The organism is Lentzea albida (genome assembly GCF_900111005.1).
Taxonomy (GTDB): Bacteria; Actinomycetota; Actinomycetes; order Mycobacteriales; family Pseudonocardiaceae; genus Lentzea; species Lentzea albida.
Window position 1 is genome coordinate 334,276 of record NZ_FOFV01000005.1, and the last position, 17,018, is coordinate 351,293.

Consider the following 17,018-nt stretch of genomic DNA (forward strand, 5'->3'; position numbering starts at 1 on the left):
TCGGCAAACGCGGATATACACTCCCGCTCGTGCCGAACTTGCGGATCAGCGAGGCCGCCGCGCTGCTCGGGGTCAGTGACGACACCCTGCGCCGGTGGATCGACCAGGGCCGCCTTGCGTCCGTCGTCCTCGACAACGGGCGCAAGGGCGTCAGCGGCACCGAGCTCGCCGCGTTCGCGCAGAAGATGACCGAGGTGGCCGAGCCCGGCGCGACGGTGGCGGCCTCCGCGCGCAACCGCATGAAGGGCATCGTCACGCGGGTCGTGAAGGACGGCGTCATGGCCCAGGTCGACATGCAGGCCGGGCCCTTCCGCGTCACGTCCCTGATGAGTCGTGAGTCCGCGGACGAGCTCGGCCTGGAGGTCGGCAGCGTCGCCGTGGCCTCGATCAAGTCGACGCACGTGGTCGTCGAGATCCCCGAGGCCTAGAGAACTTCTAGACGAACGCGCTCTGCCCGGTGATCGCCTTGCCGACGATCAGCGTGTTCATCTCGCGCGTGCCTTCGAACGAGTAGATCGCCTCGGCGTCGGCGAAGAACCGGGCCACGTCGTACTCCAGCACGATCCCGTTGCCGCCGAAGATCTCCCGCGCCCAGGCGACGACCTCGCGCATGCGGGAGGTCACGAACGCCTTCGCGAGCGACGAGTGCTCGTCCTTGAAGATGCCCGCGTCCTGCAGCCGGGCGAGCTGCACGAGCATGCCCCACGACGCGGTGATGTTGCCGAGCGACTGCACCAGCTTGTCCTGCACCATCTGGAAACGGGCGATCGGGCGGCCGAACTGCTCGCGCTCCTTCGCGTAGGCCAGAGCCAGTTCGTAGGCGCCGATCATCACGCCGAGCGCCTGCCACGCGACACCGCCGCGGGTGGCGCGCAGGATCTCCGCGATGTCGCGGAACGAGTTGATGTTCTGCAGCCGGTTCGCCTCGGGCACGCGGACGTCGGTGAGGGTGATCTCGGCGTTCTCGACGATCCGGAACGCGATCTTGCCCTCGATCTTCTCGGCGACGAAGCCGGGCATGCCCTTCTCCACGACGAAACCCTTGACCTGGTCGTCGTCGAGGTCGCGCGCCCACACCACCACGTAGTCGGCGAAGGTGGCGTTGCCGATCCACTTCTTGGCGCCGTTGAGCACCCACGTGTCGCCCTCGCGCTTCGCGGTGGTGCGCATGCCGCCCGCCACGTCGGAGCCGCCCAGCGGCTCGGTCATCGCGAACGCGCCGATCTTGTCCATCGCGGCCATGGCGGGCAGCCAGCGGTCGCGCTGCTCCTGCGAGCCGCCCGAGTAGATCGAGTACATCGCGAGTCCGTTGTGGACGCCGAAGAAGGTCGCGACCGACGCGTCGGTGCGGGTCATCTCCATCGCGAGCATGCCGGTGAGCAGGTTGCTGACGGCGGCCGGGTGTTCGCCGTAGCCCTCGTACGACAGGGCGGTGAGGCCGGCGCTCTTGAACTTGCCGATCAGCTCGTGCGGGAACTCGCCCCTGCCCCAGGCGTCGTTGACCATCGGCTTGATCTCGGTGGTCATGAACTCGCGGGCGCCGAGCAGGATCTTGCGCTCCTCGTCGCTCAGCAGCGCCTCGTAGTCGTAGAAGTCGGCGGTCAGCTGGTCTTCCAGGCGGTCCATGTCAGTTCTCCTCCAATGCCGTCAGAACGGCGAGTTGCCTGCGGTCGCGCGTCTCGGCGAGAGCCGGGTACGTGGAGGAGCCGTAAGCGTCTTCCACGGCCTTGATGAGCCGTTCCGGATCTTGTGACGGGGTGCCCAGGTCCAAACCCCGCATCGACTTGCCGATGTGCTCGGCGAGGTGCCGGTAGCCGCCGGGGCCACCGCCCAGGTGCGCGCCGAGGAACGGCCCGACCGTCGCCCAGCGGATGCCGAGCGAGTTCGTGACGACCGCGTCGAGGTCCTGCGGCGTGACGACGCCCTGCTCGACGAGGTAGGCGGCTTCGCGGGAGAGCGCGGCCTGCAGGCGGTTGCCGACGAAGCCGGGGATCTCCTTGCGCTCGACGACGGGCGTGCGGCCGAGCGAGCGGTAGAACTCGACGGCCTTCGTGACGGACTCCTCGCTCGTCTGCTCCCCCGGCACGACCTCGACCAGCGGGATCACGTGCGGCGGGTTGAACGGGTGTCCGATCAGGACGCGCGAGCCGTCGATGCCCTTAGTGAACGCGGTCGACGGGATCGCGGACGACGAGCTGAGCAGCAGGGCGTGCTCCGGTGCCTCCCGGACCAGCTCGGCGAACAGGGTCCTCTTGAACTCCAGGTCCTCCGGGCCGTTCTCCTGCACGAAGTCGGCGTCCCGCACGGCTTCGGCGACGCTGGCGGCGATCTCCACGCCGTCGGGGACCACCAGGTCGGGACGGGGGTCCACGACGCGCACGGTCAGGCCGTACCCGGCGAACAGGCGGGCCCACGACAGGCCGATCACCCCTGCTCCGACGACAGCGACTGTCCTGGACCTGCTCTCGGGCTTCATGCTTCCTCCAAGTAGTTGTGAACCGGCTTGGCGGGAGCGAGCGTCAGGTCGGTGATGACGTGGCTGGCGGAGAGGACCTCCAGCACGGGGAGGTCGGCGAGCGGCGCGAGGACGTGCTGGAACAGCTGCAGGCGCGCGGGGCCGGTGTAGGCGGCCTTGACCACCACGTCGGTGATCTCCGTGCGCACGAGCTCCTGCACCCGCGGCGAACCGTCATAGTCTGGGATGGTCTTCAGCATGAAGGTTGGAACCGTGATCTCCGCCTCAGCCTGACGGGTGTCCAGTTCGTACTGCTTGTAACCCATCGTGGCCGTCGCCACCCGAACGGTGCCGTAGTCGAGAGTGCCGACCAGGGCGCCGTTGTCGGCGTAGAGCCTCGGCGAGCCCATGACCTTCGGGTAGGCGCTGACCTCGCGGCCGGACGCCGTGGCGGCGAAGCTGTCCAGGTACATCGCGTGCAGGTACTCGCCGCGTTCACCGTCGAAGACGACCGGGATCGCCTGGCCCGCCTCGGTGTACGGGCCGTAGCCGGTGACGTCGTTCATCTTCATGACCTCGAACCGGACGAGCGGCTCGTCGATCTCGAGCGGCGCGGGGACGACGGCCCGCAGCGCCTCGGGATCGGTGCGGTAGACGATGTTCAGGTACTCGCGGTCGAAGAACCGCGGTCGCACGGCGGGAAACGCGGGTGCGGTGAGGGGTGTGGTGCCCAGCATGTCACTGTCCTGTCCACTGTGGAGCGCGGCGCTCGGCGAAGGCGGTCATGCCCTCGCGGACGTCAGCGGTGGTCATCAGGCGGGCGCTCTCGGCCCGTTGCGCGGCCCAGGGGTCCTGGGAACGCACGACGGCCTTCACGGCGGCGAGCGCCAGCGGTGCGTTCAGGGCGATCTGCTCCGCGAGCTGGAGCGCGGTCGCGACGGTCTCGCCGTCCGGCACGACCCGGTTGGCGATGCCCAGCGCACCCGCGCGGACGCCGTCGATCGGCTCGCCGGTCAGCAGAATCTCCATCGCGAGGTGGTGCGGGATGCGCTGCGGCAGGCGGACGACTCCCCCTGCGGCGGCGATCAGGCCGCGCTTCACCTCGGGCAGTCCGAACCTGGCGCCCTCGGCGGCGACGATCAGATCGCAGGCCAGTGCCAGCTCGAACCCGCCTCCCAGCGCGAAGCCCTCGATCGCGGCGATCAACGGCTTGGTCAGCTCGGCCTCGGTGAGCCCGCCGAGCCCTCGGTCGCCGACCACCGGCGACTCGCCCTTCAGCGCGGCCTTGAGGTCCATGCCGGCGCTGAACGCCCCACCGGCACCGGTGAGCACGCCCACGCGCAGTTCCGGCGTGGCCTCCAGCTCGTCCAGTGCGGCGGAGAGCTGGGTCGCGACGGCCGCGTTGACGGCGTTGCGGGCCTCCGGGCGGTCGATCGTGATCAGCAACGCCGAACCGGCGCGTTCGGTGCGGACCTCGCTCATGACAGCTCCTCCAGGACCTCGGCGGTGTCGGCGCCGGGCAGCGGGGCCAGGCGGCGGACGGTGGCGGGCGTCGCGGAGAACTTCACCGGGATCCCGATGGAACGGATCGTGCCCTCGGTCGGGTGCCGCACCTCGTCGAGCAGGTGGCCGTCGCGGACGTACGGGTCCTCGTGCGCCTTGTCCAGCTCCAGCACCGGCCCGAACGGGATGCTGTGCTTCGCGCACACCTCGGCCCAGTCCTCGCTGGTCAGCGCCGGGGCGCACGCGTCGACGAGGCCCATCAGGTCGTCGCTGTCGCCGGGATCGATCCGCTCGCCGGCGACGCGCGGGTCCTCGACCAGGTCGGGACGGCCCGCCGCGGCGAAGAAGTCGCGGAAGTTCTGCGGGTTGTAGGGCACCACGCACGCGAGCCCGTCCTTGGTGTGCACGGCGTGGTGGCCCTTGGCCATCGACAGGTTGAAGCCCGTCGGCCCCTCCTCGGGCACGAACGCGTGGCCGGAGAGGTGCTCGACCAGGTTGAACGCGATCATCGTGTCCGCCATCGGGATCTCGACGCGCTGGCCCTGCCCGGTGCGGTTCCGGTGCACCAGCGCGGCCAGCACGCTGTAGGCGATGGTCAGCGACGAGACCTTGTCGCCGAGGATCGTCGGGAGGTAGACGGGCCGGCCAAGGGCCCGGTTCGCGATGTCGACCAGACCGGACGCGCCCTGGATCGTCTCGTCGTAGGCGGCGGTGCCGGCGCGGTCGGAATCGCCGCGGAAGCCCTGGGCGTGGGCGTAGACCAGGCCGGGGTTGCGCTCGGCGACGTCGGCGTAGTCCATGCCGAGCCTGCTCAGGGCGCCGGGACGCATGTTGGTGATCAGCACGTCGGCCGTGTCGATCAGTTCGAGGGCCTTCTCGCGGTCGCCCTCGTCCTTCAGGTTGAGGGCGACGCTGCGCTTGTTGCGGTTGACGTTGAGGCTCAACGGGGTCATGCCCGGCGTGGTGCGGTAGCGGCCGTTGCGGACGGTGTCCACAGGCGACTCGATCTTGATCACGTCGGCGCCGAGGTCTCCGAGGATCTGGGCCGCGTACGGGCCCATCACCACGGTCGAGAGGTCGATCACCCGCACGCCGTCCAGCGGACCGGCGGTGATGTCCTTCATCGTTCGTCCTTTCGCACCTGTTCGTTCCTGCACCTCCGAAGTTAGTGAGGAACGGCGAGAAAGGGAACGATCATGTCGCGAACAATGGTATGACCACAGCGGTCACACCATTGTTCATTTGACGATCGGTTCGGCGAAGATTTCTTTCGCGGTGTCGACGAGGTCGTCCAGGTCGCCTCCGGAGCCCCGGTCGTGCCGCCACAGCAGACCGGTGTCGAGTTGCGCCCGGAAGTCCTCGAACGGCAGCACCGCCATGTTCTCCAGGCGGTATCCGCTCATCGCGCTGTCCTCGTCGAGCATCGAAACGGAGAACCCGAGGCCGCTCGACACGATCTCCGAGGTGCCCTGGTAGCCGGTGTTGCTCAGCTGGATGCGCTTTTTGATGCCCAGTTCGCGCAGCTGCCGGTCGAGCTGGTCGAAATACGCGGGCATTATTTCTTCCGGCGACTTCGCGTACGCGAGTTCGGTCAGATCGGCCAATTTGACCGAATCACGTCCCTCGAACTGGTCGGCGGGCACCACGGCGCCGAGGCGTTCGGTCATCACGTGCAGGACGTCGAGAGAGGCCTCCTGCACGGGCAGCCGCGCCAACGCGAGTGCGAGCCTGCCGTCCTTCACCGCCGCGACGAGGTCCGAGGTCGTCCCCGGCCACCGCTTGACCTCGAACCGCCCGGCGACGCGCTCGGCCAGTGCGGTCAGCCGTTCCCGCAGCGCCGGGTGGACCCCCGCCGGCATGCCGACCAGCACCGTGACGCGGTCCGGTCCCGTGGCCTGGTCGAGCCGCCACCGGATGGACCCGACCCGGTCGAGCACGTCCCGCGCGATCGGCAGCAGGGCGGCGCCCGCGTCCGTCAGCGCCACGTGGTGGGTGCTGCGGTCGAACAACGGCCGCCCCAGCTCGTGTTCGAGGTCCTTGATGCGCTGGCTCAACGGCGACGCGGCCATGTGCAGCTTCCGCGCCGCCGCCGAGAAGTTGAGCTCCTCGGCGACCGCCACGAAGTACCTGAGGTGCAGCAGTTCCACGTGATCAGACTAGGCCGTTCGGGTCAGCCGTCCAGCGCGGCCAGTTTCCGCGAAGCCTCCGACTCGCCCCACCGGAACCCGATGCGCCGCGACAACTCCACCGCCTCGCCGTAGGAGGCTCGCGCCTGCTCCGCCCGCCCGGCGAGTTCGTGCACGATGCCCCGGTCGAGCAGCACGCCCGCCTCGATCTGCCGGTCCCCCACCGACCGCGCGAGCCGCAGCGCCTCGTCCGCCAGCTCCAGCGCCTGGTCGAGGGACCCGAGCTGGCGGTGGGCGTCGGCCATGTTCGCGAGCGCGTGCAGCTCGCCCGACCTGTCGCCGCACGCCCGCAGCGTCACGAGCGTCTCCTCGTAGCACGCCAGCGCGGCGGGGAGGTCGCCGAGAGCCGCGTGCACCAGCCCCAGGTTCGTGCGCACGTAGGCCGCGCCCTGCGAGTCGTCCAGTTCCTCGCGCAACGCGAGCGACTCCCGCAACGACTCCAAAGCGGCGGGCAGGTCGCGGCGGCGCCAGTGGGTGATGCCGAGGTTGTTGAGCGTCACGGCTTCCAGCCGGCGGTCGTGCAGCTGCCGGGCCAGGGTCAGGGCCGCCGTCCAGTGCCGCTGGGCCTCGGCGAACCTGAAGCCGCGCTCGCAGGCGGCGCCGAGTTCCTTCAGCGCCAACGCTTCCGCGCGCACGTCGCCCAAAGACCGCGCGGCCTCCAGCGCCAGCGCGTTCAGCGCGGCCCAGTCCGCCACCTCGGAGCGGCGGCGGAAGTACCACGACAGGCCGGTGGCGAAGGCGATCGCGTCGGCCGGGGAGGCCTGGTGCGCGGCGGCGATCAGGTTGTCGCGCTCCTCGGCGAGCCAGAGGTCGGTCGGGTTGTCCGCCAACGCCTCCAGGTAGTGCTTGTGCAGGCGTTCGAGTGCCAGCGACCGTTCTTCCGGCGACTCGCAGGCGCGGCACCGCTCGCGGGCGAAGAGGCGCAGCAGGTCGTGCAGCGCGAACCGGCCGGGCACCGGTTCCTCGACCAGGTGCGCGTCGGCCAGTTCGGCGAGCAGCTCCTCCACGTCCGGCACGTCGGTCAGCGCCCGTGCCGCGGCGACCGCGAAGTCCGGACCGTCGAGGAGCCCCAGCAGGCGGAACACCCTTGCCACGTCAGGGGATCCCAGCTCGGCGTAGCTGACCTCGAAGGCCGAGCGGACCGCGACGTCACCGAGCCTGAGCTCGTCGAGCCGGTGCGTCTCGTCCGCCAGGCGCGCGGCGAGCAGCGGTGCGGTCCACTGTGGACGGGCGGCCAGCCGCGCGCCCGCGATGCGCAACGCCAGCGGCAGCCCGCCGCACCAGCGCACCAGGTCCGCGGCGTCCTGCACCTCGCCGGCGACGCCCTCCAGCAGCCGGGAGGCGTCGTCCAGGGGCAGCGCGCCGAGTTTGACGTACGAGGCACCGGCCAGCTCGGTCAGCGGGCGGCGGGAGGTGATCAGCACGGCCGAGCCGGGACCGGTCGGCAACAGGCGTTTGACCTGGCCTGCGGTGGCGACGTTGTCCAGCACCACGAGCAGCCGGCGCGACGCGGTGAGCGAGCGGTAGCGCAGGGCCTCCTCGTCACCGGGCCGTTCGCCGAGGGCGCGCAGGAACTGGCTCAGCACCCGCTCGGAGGCGCCGTCGGAGAGGTCGGCGTAGAGCTGGCCGTCCGGGAACCGCGACGCGATCTCGTGCGCGGCCCGCACCGCGAGCGCCGACTTGCCGATGCCCGCCTGCCCGGTGATCACGCACACCGCGACCCTGTCCTGCCGCAGCCGCGCCCGGAGCAGGTCCAGCTCGCGAGCCCGTCCGGCGAAGGTGACGACGTCCGGCGGCAACTGCCGGATCGCCGCCGCGCCAACGGGTTTCGCGCGCAGAACCTCGGCCTGCAGACGCCGCAACGACTCCCCCGGCTCGACGCCGAGCTCGTCCATCAGCACCCGGCGGCACTCCTGGTAGGCGGCCAGCGCCTCCGCCGGCCTGCCCGCACGGTGCAGCGCGACCATCTGCTGCTCGCGCAGGCGTTCGTTCAACGGGTGCTCGCGCACCCACTCGCCCAGGTCGGCGACGACCTCGACGTGCCGGCCGAGGTCGAGCTCCGCCTCCGCGCACTCGACCCGCGCGGCCAGCCGCAGTTCCTCCAGCTGGGCCACGACCCCGCGCAACAGCCCGGACGCCGCGAGGTCCGCGAGGGCGGGCCCGCGCCACAACGCGAGCGCCTCGCGGTAGCTCTGCGGCGTGCGTTCCCGGCGGGCGACGGCGAGCAGGTCGGTGAAACGGGTGAGGTCCAACTCCGCCGGGTCGACCGACATCAGGTACCCCGGTGCCCGCGAGAGCAGCCGCGAGCCGACGACCTTGCGCAGCTGGTAGACGTAGACCTGGAGGTTCTTCAGCGCCGTCTTGGGCGGGGCGTCGTCCCACAGCACGCTGATCAGGCGGTCGACCGACAGCACCCGGCCCGCCTGCGCGAGGAGCAACGCGAGCACCGCTCGTTGTTTGGGCGGCCCAAGGCCCAGCCGCACGCCGTCGTCGGCGTAACACTCGACCGGCCCGAGCACCCGGAACTCCACAACTCCCGATCGTAACCACCATCCACATACCGGACACATGCCACGCGCCACGACGTTTGGTCCATGACGAGAACCCCACTGGCACTGGTGGTGGCACTAGGCACCCTGGCCGCCGCCGTGTCCCCCGCCCAGGCCGTCGAGCCCTACTCCTCCAGCCCGTCGCAGTCGCACGCCGTGAAGTCGGCCAACGGCTACGACGTGGTCGTCGGCGGCGTGAAGAGAGCCACCTTCACCGTCAGCGATCCCGCTTACACCATCAAGTCCACGTCCTCCGCCGATGGCGCGCTGGCGGCCGTGATCTCCGACTTCGACGGCACGAGCGGCGGTGCGCTGCACACCGTCGACCGCTATGGCAAGTCCCGTTTCGTGGCCCGCGGAAAGATCACGTCGGCCGTGTTCCACGGCTCCTCGCTGGCCTACGCCGACGGCGAGAACGTCGTGGTCGACGGCGCCTCTGTCGGCACGCTCAAGGGCCGTGCGCCCGAGTTGCTCGGCTTCACCTCCGACGGCACCGGGCTCCTCGCCGTGCAGCACCCGGACGTCGCCGACGACAGCACGTTCGTGGGCTCGCTGGTGCGGTTCGACCTGAAGTCCGGCGCCGCCAAGCCGTTGATCACGTCGGACTCGTCCGCGCTGTACCGCGACTTCAAACTCGTCGACGTCCGGGGCGAGCGGCACGTCAGCTTCGTCAAGCACAACGAGATCTACCGCTGCGGTGGCACCGAACCGCAGTGGCTGGGCCTCGCGTCGGAACACGGCGAGATCCGCTCGTTGGTCGGCCAGACCCGGCACCACTACCGCGGCGCGGTGTGGAGCACCGACGGCACGCGCGTCGCGTACGAGGTGATGGGATGCGTGACCGACAAGGCGCTCGGTCCCGACCAGTTCGCGGCCTTCAACGGCGTCTACGTGCAGGAACTGGCCTCGGGCAAGGCCTCGCGGGTCGTCGAGGGCCTGTCGTTCACGCACGCGCTGACCGGTTTCGACGGCACCGAGGCCGTGATCGGCAGCCCTGCCCGCGGCTACGTGAAGGCGTCCGGGCTTCGAGCGGCGACGCTCGACGGTGAGGTCACGACGATGGGCCGGCTGAACCGCGCCGAGTACATCCACCAGCTGTGGGACACGCGCAACGACTTCAACGGCAACTCGTCCTGCGGCCCGACCAGCGCCGTGATCGACCTCGTCACCTACCAGCTGCCCACCGAGTTCGGCGTGCAGGTCTCCCAACCGTTCTCGCACTACTCGAAGTGGGGCCGCTACATCACCGACGAGTTCTCCAACCGCGGCACCACCTTCAACCGCACGATGGCCGACTGGGGCCGCACCGGCAGCTGGAAAGGCGCGCACGGCTGGATCACCGGCTACTACTGCGGCGGCAACCCGGCCCGCCCCTGCGCCTCGTGGGAGTCGGAGCGCGACTTCCTGGCGCGCAACGGCGCCGCGGTGCAGCAGGGCAACTTCACGCCGGCGCAGGTCCGCGCGTTCCTCGACCAGGGCAAGTTCGTGATCATGAGCGGCACGTGGGGCTCGACGGCCGGGCACCTGTCCGTGGTGATCGGGTACCACGACAACGGCCAGTTCTACGTCCACGACACCTATGGCGCGGGCACGGACGGCAGCTACGACGGGGCGAACCAGTTGTACAGCTGGAACTACATCGCGCCGGTGCAGATGTGGGCCGCCTGACGACCTCCTACCGGCGGACCCCGGGGACCTGGTCGTCGAGCGGATCGCCCGGCGCGGGGGTCTCCGGGGAGCGCTGCGCCTCGGCGTGGACCTCGACGTTCGTCCGGTGGGCGACGGGATCCCAGATCTCCTCGAACGGCGCCATGAGCGACTGACCACTGCCGGTCCGGCGGGCCCGCAGGGCGTACCACGTGAACCCCGCGAGGGTCAGCGGCAGGCTCAGGAACGCGGCCACGCCGAGCAGGAGGTCCATGCGCCCGACTGTACAGTGACACGACGTTTCCAGAAACACCGTGTTACTGAATGGGCGAGTGATGGCCAGGCTCACGAGGGTCGAACAGCAAGCACGCACGCACGAACACCTGCTGCGCGCCGGGCGGCAGGTGTTCCTGCGCAAGGGTTTCCTCGCAGCGTCGGTCGAGGAGATCGCCGCCGAGGCCGGCTACACCCGAGGCGCCGTCTACAAGCACTTCGGCGGCAAGGAGGGGCTGTGGCTGGCGATCGTCGAGGCCGACGCGGGAACCCACCTCGACGGTCTGCGGCAGGCCCTCGGCCGGACCGGTGACCGCGACGAACTGATCGCGACGCTCGGCGGCGCCGCCCACGAAGAGGCGGCGAAGTGGACCGCCGTGACGGCCGAGGTGCTCGCCGCCACGGCCCAGCAACCTCAGATCGCGGCGCAGGTGGCCGCACTCCAGCAGCGGCACGACGCCCAGGTCGTCACCCTGCTCGCCGAGCACTTCGAGCGACTCGGACTCGACCCGGTGCTGCCCGTGGACCAGATCGTCGTCGTGATCGGAGCACTGGGGATCGGACTGGCCCTGCGTCAGGCCGTCCTGCGGGAGCCGGCGGCGGACGTCCTCGCACAGGTACTGGGGACGATGCTCCGAAGTACTTGACGCCGACCGTCAAGTACTTGATATCGTCTGTCAAGTGGCGACCCTCTCCGAACACGTGGACCTGCGGAACGACCTGATCCGGCTCGTGACGAGCCGCCTGCTCGACCCGCTGGAGATCCTGCTGCCGCAGGCCGGCCTGGCCGACCTGCGGTTGTCGGTCCGCGCCGACGCCGACATGTGGGCGGCCCAGTTGCTCGGACCCGACGACGCGCTGGCCCGGCAGGTCACCGTCCGCCTGCTGTCCGTGCTCTACCCCGGTGACACGCCGTTCGACCCGCCCGAGAGCTGGTGGGCGACACCGCTCGGCCGGGTCACCGCGCGCCGCGCCGGCCACCCAGGCAGGGACCACGTGTCGTTGGGCGTGGCCGGCGCGATGCTCGGCATCACCCGCCAGGGCGTGCACGACCTCGTGAACCGCGCCAAGTTGCTGCGGCACCCGGACGGCGGCGTGACCGTCGACTCGATCCGCGCACGACTGAGCCTGAGGAGAGACCAGTGAGGTTGGCAGCGACCGATTTCGGCGGCGACGGACGGCCGTTCCTGCTCCTGCACGGACTGGGCGGCGACAGGACGGCGTGGGAAACGCTTGCGCCGCAACTGGACGGACGTGCCGTGGCCGTCGACCTGCGCGGGCACGGCGACTCACCCGACGGCCCCTGGGACTGGGACGCGGTGCTCGACGACCTCGAGGACGCGACCGTCCAGTTCGGACTCGTCAGCCCGGTGGTCGTCGGCCACTCGCTGGGCGGCGTGATCGCCGGCCTGTGGGCGTTGCGGCACCCGGACTGCCCGGCGGCCGTCAGCCTGGACGGACACCGTTCCGCCACAACGCATCCGGCGAACTACTCGGGTCTGCCCGAAGAAGAGGTGGTCGAGGGCCTGGCCAGGTTGAACGCGATCTTCGACGCGCAGTTGGAGACGATCACCCGCCCGTCCCGCGAGATCCTCTCGGTGCTGCGGACCTCACCGGAGCTCCTCGACGCGCTCCCGGTCTTCGCGAAGGTGACCGTGCCGTTCCTGCTGGTGCTCGCCACCCGAAACCTGCCGGTGCCACCGGACCTCGTGCCGCTGTTCGACGCCCACCGCGCCGGTCTGCGCCGTGACCTGCCCCCGAACGTCGAGGTGCACGAGATCGACGCGTCGCACGGCATGGTCGCCGAACGGCCGGCGGAGGTCGCGGCGGCCGTGAATCACTTCGTGAGCAGTCGCTTCAGCGCCTGACGTGCGCGGCGCGGCGCCGCCTCGTCGTGCTCCAGCTGCAGGAAGTGGTTGAGCGCCAGCATGACGCCGAGGATCTCGTAGATCAGCTGCTCGACGTCGGTGTCCGGCTTGAGGTCGCCGTCGCTCACCGCGCGCCGGATGTGGATGCGCAGGTCCCGGCGCCACAACGCGTTCATGCCCGCCAGCGCGTCCCGCACCCGCCCGCTGCGGCCGTCGAACTCGGCCGTGGCGGCGGTGAAGAAGCACCCGCCGGGCAGCACCTCGCGTTCGAGGTAGGACACCCACGCCTCGCAGACCTCAATCAGGCGCGGCAGCCCCGACGGCATCTGCTTCACCTTGCGCGGCACCTCGCGCAGGAAGACCTCCGCGGCCTGGTCGACCACCGCGAGCTGCAGGGCCTCCTTGGTGCCGAAGTGCCCGAGCAACCCGGCCTTGCTCATCCCGAGCTCCGCGGCGAGCCGCCCGATCGTGAGCCCCTCGAGCCCTTCCGCCGAGGCGATGGCGAGGCTGCGGTCGAGGATGCGCTGCCGAGTCTCGAGGGTGTCGGCGACAGATCTGCGCGGGCTCATCCCTGTAGTTTACGTCTCTTTAGCTACCGACCGATCGGTTGCTATATTCGCGGCGTCGCAGCCTCGCCGAAGGAGCCCACCTTGTCCGGATCACGTGTCGTAGCGTTCGGCCACCACCAGCCCGAGCGAGTGCTGACCAACGCCGACCTGGAGAAGATGGTCGACACCAACGACGAGTGGATCCTCCAGCGCACCGGCATCGCGACCCGCCGCATCGCCGCCCCCACGGAAACCGTGGCGGACATGGCCTCCGAAGCAGGCGCGAAGGCCCTCGCCGCCTCCGGCCTGGCTCCGTCCGACATCGGCCAGGTCATCGTCGCCACCTGCTCGGCCATCGACCGCTCCCCCTCCACCGCGGCACAGGTGGCGGCACGGCTGGAGATCCCGTCCGCGGTCGTCTTCGACCTCAACAACGCCTGCGCCGGCTTCTGCACCGCCCTCGCCACCGCCGACCACACGATCCGCGCGGGCGCAGCACGCCACGCGCTCGTCATCGGCGCCGAGAAGATGTCCGACCTCGTCGACTGGACGGACCGCTCGTCCTGCATCCTGCTGGGCGACGGCGCCGGCGCGGCCGTGGTCAGCGCCTCCCCCGACGCCCTCATCGGCCCGGCCACGTGGGGCTCGGACCCCACCCGCGCGAACGCCGTCCGCCTGGTCGACGAGTGGCAGCCGCGCTTCGCCCAGGAGGGCCAGTCGGTCTTCCGCTGGGCCACCAGCGAACTCCCGTCGATCGCGGTCGAGGCCTGCGAACGGGCGGGCATCGCCGTCACGGACCTCGCGGCCGTCGTCACGCACCAGGCCAACCTGCGGATCATCGAGGCACTCACGCGCAAGCTCGGCCTGAGCCCCGGCACGGTGATCGGCCGCGACGTGGTGGAGTCCGGCAACACCTCGGCCGCGTCCGTTCCGCTCGCGCTGTCCAAAATGGCCGAGCGCGGGGAACTGCCTTCGGGTCAGCCGGTGCTGTTGTTCGCGTTCGGCGGCGGGTTGTCGTGGGCGGGCCAGGTGATCACGGCTCCGTAGGGCGGCGGCCCGCCGCACCACCGGGGGCGCCGGCACGCCGAACACACCTGCTGCCAAGCAATGGCGGAGCCGGGGGCACCTGCTGTCAAGCAATGGCGGAGCCGGGGGCGCACCTGCTGCCCAACGCAATGGCGAAGCCGAGGCGTCCTTACCTCGCCTGCCCGAGCAAGCGGTGGTGACCCGGCCCCGACGGGGATTGGGGCTTGACTTCGGGTGCGAGGCCTTGAACTTGACCACTCGGCCGGGCTTCACAGACCGGCCTTTTCCAGGCCGAGAAGGCCTCGCAAGGGCCCCGAAGTCAAGCCCCAATCGCAATCGTCGCGAAGCGGCGATGAAACAACCCGGCTCGACAAGGCCCACGCAACCACCCTCGCCAGGTGACGCGACCGCACGCCACGCGACCACCTCGCTGGAACCGGCGCCAGCCCGCACAAGCACAAGCCGCACAACCCGAACCGCACATAGGCCGGTGTGGCGACTCGGGAGCCCGCCGAGCCGCCACACCGTTGGTGACGCACGAGAAGGAGATCCAAGCTGCCGGCGCGGGAACGAGCGCATCGCCGCGTGACGTCATCGGTCCGCCACCTGGCCACGCGGGCGACGTCGGAGTTCGCCGCTCCCGCTTGCCCTGTACCGGCAACCGCACCTCCTCTACCTGGTTAGGGCCTCGCGCGTCCTCCGCCCGAGCGCACCATCTCCGGCCTCGAGCGCGAGTGCCTCCGCCGCTGCAATGGCGGGGACATCGACGACGAGACGGACGGGGGAACGGATGATGCGTGGGCGGCGACCGGTTCGGGAACCGGGATCATGGTGGTCGGGAGGACCTCCGGTTCCGCAGCCGGCTCGGGCTGCGTCCACACCGGGGTGTTCGTCTCGACCTCGTTCTGCCGGAACAGTTCCGGGGTCTCGGTGATGATCTTGCCCGGCGATTCCAGACCCACGATGCCGACGAGCTTGCCGTTGGCGATGAAGCCGGTGAGTCCGTTCACGTCGGTGGTGTCGGTGCCGAGCACGGGCAGGCCCGCGCCCTGCACGCGCATGCCGTACTGCTCGGTCCAGAAGCGGGGCACCGGCGTGTAGGTCTTGGCGTGGTTGCGGCCCACGAGGAGGTTCTCGGCCGCGGCGCGGCCTCCCTCGACGGCGTTCAGCCAGTGCTCGACGCGGCGGACCACGCCGTTGAAGCGCATGTTGGGCCAGCGGGCCACGTCGCCGCAGGCGACGAGGTTCTCGGCGCCGACCACGTGGTTGGTGGAGTCGCACAGGACGCCGTCGGAGATGTCGAGGCCGGAGCCGCGCAGCCAGTCGACGGCCGGCGAGGCGCCCACGGCCAGCACCACGCACGAGGCGAAGAAGACCTGACCATCGCTCAGGTGGATCCCGATGCCGCCGGGCTGGCGCACCCAGTGCTTGATGCCGACGCCGGTGGCCAGGCGGACGCCGTGCTCGACGTGCGCCTCGGTGATCTTCTTGCCGATGTCGTCGCCGACCACGCCGCCCAGCAAGGCGGGCGAACGCACGATCAGCGCGACGTCGCGGCCCATGTGGCGCACCGAGCACGCGAGCTCGCAGCCGATGAAGCCGCCGCCGATGACGGCGACGAGTCCCTGGGACTGGCGGATGTTCTTGCGGATCGCGACCGCGTCGTCCAGCGTCCGCAGCACGTGCACCCGCGGGTCGTGGCGCGGAGCCCCGCCCATCGCGCGGGCGTCGACGCCCGTGGCGATGATCATGCCGTCGTACTTGATCTCCTCGCCGCCCGGGACCCAGACCGACTGCTTCTTCGGGTCCAGGTGCAGGGCCGGGGAGTTCAGCCGCCACTCGGCGTCGAGGTCTCCGGAGAACGACAGCAACGCGTCGTCCGGGGTCCACTCCCCGGTGATGATCTGCTTCGACAGGCACGGGCGGTGGTACGGGAGGTGCCGCTCGGCGGACAGGATGGTGATCTGCCCGTCGAAACCCATCTCCCGCAGCCGTTCCGCGGAACGGACTCCACCGAGTCCGCCGCCGACGACCACGATCCGTTCGCTCACTTCACTCGCTCCCTGATCTCGATCGCGCGCATCGGGCACGCGCGCTGTGCCGCCCGGGCCTGAGCGAAGTGCTCCTCTGGCGGCCGGCGGTTGTAGGTCAGGCGGTTGTCCTCGATCAACTGGAAGACGTCGGGGGCCTCCGCCTGGCAGGTGCCGTAGCGGTGGCACTTCTCGTTGTTGACGCTCACGTCCATCGCGTCGCCCTCGCCGACGCCGGGTTCCTTGCCGCGCTCGGAGTCGAGCATGCCGATGCGCACCAGCACCTCGGGAGGCAGGAACCTGGCGAGCGCCAGGGTCGCGGTGGGGACGAGAACGGTGAGGCCGGCCAGCCAGAGAACGGACAGGTTGCCGTTCGCGATGGCGCCGAACCAGGAGTGCACCACGGTGATGCCCACCGCGATGTACGCCGTCTGGTGGAACCTCAACCACTTGCGGTAGAAGACTTTGTGCCTCATCGAGGCGAGGACGGCGATCGCGAGCATGACCTCCAGGCCGAGGATGCCCAGCGCGTGCCGGAAGAGACCGCCGTCGACGAACGGCAGGACGAGCTTGACGAAGCTGAACGTACCGGTCTGGATCAGCGTGAACGCGAACGCGTGGACGCAGCCGAACGCGATCGCCAGCGACGCGAGCACCATGTGCCCGTTCTTCAAACCCTCACGGCCGGTGAGCTTCTCGGCCCACCCGGTCGCGATCAGCACACCCCAGGACAGGGTGGCGCACATCAGGACGTAAGCCAGCCTGGCAGACAGCTGCGCCATCTTCTTGACGCCCGCGTCGAACTCGGACGACTGGGCCACCAGGAGCGGAATCTGGCTCGACAACAACTCTTCCTCCGGAGAAACCACTGGGTGGGACTACCTCGCGGGAACCCGCCCGGTCCTGGGTGCAGGAGTGGACACATCAGAACCG

General features: G+C 70.2%; 17 protein-coding genes. 6 read left to right on the forward strand and 11 right to left on the reverse strand.

Annotated elements, in window-relative coordinates; translation table 11 throughout:
- Positions 1-29 precede the first annotated feature (29 nt).
- Entirely contained in the window at positions 30-428 is a 399-nt protein-coding gene (locus BMY74_RS16135; protein ID WP_089916545.1) for a TOBE domain-containing protein, read from the forward strand.
- 7 nt (positions 429-435) lie between these two features.
- Here BMY74_RS16135 and BMY74_RS16140 read toward each other — a convergent pair whose 3' ends face one another.
- The 7 genes from BMY74_RS16140 to BMY74_RS16170 all read right to left on the reverse strand — a co-directional run bounded on the left by BMY74_RS16140 (position 436) and on the right by BMY74_RS16170 (position 8,675).
- Positions 436-1,626 carry an acyl-CoA dehydrogenase family protein gene (locus BMY74_RS16140; RefSeq protein ID WP_089916548.1) on the reverse strand — a complete coding sequence of 397 codons (1,191 nt, stop codon included), beginning with the start codon at positions 1,624-1,626 and terminating at the stop codon, positions 436-438.
- Between the two features lies 1 nt (position 1,627).
- Entirely contained in the window at positions 1,628-2,476 is an 849-nt protein-coding gene (locus tag BMY74_RS16145) for a 3-hydroxyacyl-CoA dehydrogenase NAD-binding domain-containing protein (protein WP_089916550.1), read from the reverse strand.
- Positions 2,473-3,192, reverse strand: coding sequence for an acetoacetate decarboxylase (locus BMY74_RS16150; RefSeq protein WP_089916553.1), 720 nt, complete (start codon positions 3,190-3,192; stop codon positions 2,473-2,475). The genes BMY74_RS16145 and BMY74_RS16150 overlap by 4 nt, the downstream gene beginning before the upstream one ends.
- A 1-nt stretch (position 3,193) precedes the next feature.
- Positions 3,194-3,937, reverse strand: coding sequence for a crotonase/enoyl-CoA hydratase family protein (locus BMY74_RS16155; RefSeq protein WP_089916555.1), 744 nt, complete (start codon positions 3,935-3,937; stop codon positions 3,194-3,196).
- The gene (locus BMY74_RS16160; protein WP_177229767.1) at positions 3,934-5,082 is read right to left on the reverse strand and encodes a CaiB/BaiF CoA transferase family protein; all 1,149 of its coding nucleotides are present in this window, start codon (positions 5,080-5,082) and stop codon (positions 3,934-3,936) included. Before BMY74_RS16160 ends, BMY74_RS16155 begins: the two co-directional genes overlap by 4 nt.
- A 114-nt stretch (positions 5,083-5,196) precedes the next feature.
- Positions 5,197-6,105: a LysR family transcriptional regulator gene (locus BMY74_RS16165; protein WP_089916558.1), complete on the reverse strand. Its 909-nt coding sequence runs from the start codon at positions 6,103-6,105 to the stop codon at positions 5,197-5,199.
- A 23-nt stretch (positions 6,106-6,128) separates the two neighbouring features.
- Positions 6,129-8,675 (reverse strand): AfsR/SARP family transcriptional regulator, encoded by a 2,547-nt coding sequence (locus BMY74_RS16170; protein WP_177229768.1) that lies wholly within the window; start codon positions 8,673-8,675, stop codon positions 6,129-6,131.
- Between the two features lie 63 nt (positions 8,676-8,738).
- Here BMY74_RS16170 and BMY74_RS16175 point away from each other — a divergent pair, with 63 nt between their 5' ends.
- The gene (locus tag BMY74_RS16175; protein WP_143091587.1) at positions 8,739-10,361 is read left to right on the forward strand and encodes a C39 family peptidase; all 1,623 of its coding nucleotides are present in this window, start codon (positions 8,739-8,741) and stop codon (positions 10,359-10,361) included.
- A gap of 7 nt (positions 10,362-10,368) precedes the next feature.
- Here the strand turns inward: BMY74_RS16175 and BMY74_RS16180 are convergent, their stop codons facing one another.
- Positions 10,369-10,614, reverse strand: coding sequence for a hypothetical protein (locus BMY74_RS16180; RefSeq protein ID WP_089916565.1), 246 nt, complete (start codon positions 10,612-10,614; stop codon positions 10,369-10,371).
- A gap of 61 nt (positions 10,615-10,675) precedes the next feature.
- Between BMY74_RS16180 and BMY74_RS16185 the strand changes: the two genes are divergently transcribed.
- From BMY74_RS16185 to BMY74_RS16195, 3 genes are read left to right on the forward strand one after another with little or no spacing between them, the layout of a single operon-like run.
- A complete protein-coding gene (locus BMY74_RS16185; protein ID WP_089916955.1) occupies positions 10,676-11,260 on the forward strand; it encodes a TetR/AcrR family transcriptional regulator in 585 nt (194 codons plus the stop codon).
- 34 nt (positions 11,261-11,294) lie between these two features.
- Positions 11,295-11,759, forward strand: coding sequence for a hypothetical protein (locus BMY74_RS16190; RefSeq protein WP_245786152.1), 465 nt, complete (start codon positions 11,295-11,297; stop codon positions 11,757-11,759).
- Positions 11,756-12,481, forward strand: coding sequence for an alpha/beta fold hydrolase (locus tag BMY74_RS16195; RefSeq protein ID WP_089916570.1), 726 nt, complete (start codon positions 11,756-11,758; stop codon positions 12,479-12,481). The genes BMY74_RS16190 and BMY74_RS16195 overlap by 4 nt, the downstream gene beginning before the upstream one ends.
- Here the strand turns inward: BMY74_RS16195 and BMY74_RS16200 are convergent.
- Entirely contained in the window at positions 12,451-13,050 is a 600-nt protein-coding gene (locus tag BMY74_RS16200; RefSeq protein WP_089916573.1) for a TetR/AcrR family transcriptional regulator, read from the reverse strand. The genes BMY74_RS16195 and BMY74_RS16200 overlap by 31 nt on opposite strands.
- Positions 13,051-13,131: 81 nt before the next feature.
- On the opposite strand from BMY74_RS16200, the gene BMY74_RS16205 reads away from it, so the two are divergent.
- Entirely contained in the window at positions 13,132-14,076 is a 945-nt protein-coding gene (locus BMY74_RS16205; RefSeq protein ID WP_089916576.1) for a beta-ketoacyl-ACP synthase III, read from the forward strand.
- 659 nt (positions 14,077-14,735) lie between these two features.
- Here BMY74_RS16205 and BMY74_RS16210 read toward each other — a convergent pair.
- Together BMY74_RS16210 and BMY74_RS16215 are read right to left on the reverse strand one after the other, a co-directional pair.
- Entirely contained in the window at positions 14,736-16,106 is a 1,371-nt protein-coding gene (locus BMY74_RS16210; RefSeq protein ID WP_177229769.1) for an NAD(P)/FAD-dependent oxidoreductase, read from the reverse strand.
- Positions 16,103-16,930, reverse strand: coding sequence for a 4Fe-4S domain-containing protein (locus tag BMY74_RS16215; protein ID WP_089916582.1), 828 nt, complete (start codon positions 16,928-16,930; stop codon positions 16,103-16,105). Before BMY74_RS16215 ends, BMY74_RS16210 begins: the two co-directional genes overlap by 4 nt.
- Positions 16,931-17,018: the final 88 nt, after the last annotated feature.